The organism is Winogradskyella poriferorum (genome assembly GCF_050618035.1).
In the GTDB taxonomy this organism is placed as follows: Bacteria; Bacteroidota; Bacteroidia; order Flavobacteriales; family Flavobacteriaceae; genus Winogradskyella; species Winogradskyella poriferorum_A.
In genome coordinates, this window is sequence record NZ_JBODPY010000019.1 from 1 (window position 1) to 334 (window position 334).

Here is a 334-nt window from a genome sequence, read left to right on the forward strand (position 1 = left end):
CAGTAAAGGAATTTCTGCTGGTAAATCGCAGAATAGCTATCGTGGATTAGTTCAGGTTAATTCACGTGCGGAAAATGCTCGTAACTTCTCGCAATGTGATAGTTTGCTTATGGGTAATGAATGTGGTGCACATACTTTTCCTTATATAGAAGCAAAGAATAAAACAGCTCAAATTGAGCACGAAGCCACTACCAGTAAAATTGGTGAAGATCAAATATTTTATTGTAATCAACGTGGAATAGATACCGAAAAAGCAATTGCTTTAATCGTTAACGGGTTTAGCAAAGAAGTGCTTAACAAACTCCCAATGGAGTTTGCTGTAGAAGCACAAAAA

1 protein-coding gene is annotated in these 334 nt (G+C 36.8%); it reads left to right on the plus strand.

The features are described from left to right. Nucleotides 1–334 (plus strand): SufD family Fe-S cluster assembly protein (locus ACRHOC_RS14750; RefSeq protein WP_431159396.1); only part of this gene is annotated, 334 nt, incomplete at both ends.